General features: G+C 68.5%; 1 protein-coding gene. It reads left to right on the forward strand.

Annotated elements, in window-relative coordinates:
* Positions 1 to 74: 74 nt before the first annotated feature.
* The coding region (locus tag IE312_RS41075) for a response regulator (RefSeq protein ID WP_502266982.1) at positions 75 to 222 on the forward strand (148 nt) is incomplete at its 3' end.

Below are 222 nucleotides of genomic sequence, written 5' to 3' on the forward strand. Positions count from 1 at the left end.
CAAGGACGGGCGGCGAAAGGGAGTCGTCCCCTGGGGCGGCGCCCGGTGTACCGCCGGGGCGAGGAGGGCGGGCCATGGTGCAGAAGGCCAAGATCCTCCTGGTCGATGACCGGCCGGAGAATCTGCTGGCGCTGGAGGCCATCCTCTCTGCGCTCGATCAGACGCTGGTGCGGGCATCGAGCGGGGAGGAAGCGCTCAAAGCACTGCTCACGGACGATTTCG

Source organism: Streptomyces capoamus, from assembly GCF_014654935.1.
In the GTDB taxonomy this organism is placed as follows: domain Bacteria; phylum Actinomycetota; class Actinomycetes; order Streptomycetales; family Streptomycetaceae; genus Streptomyces; species Streptomyces capoamus.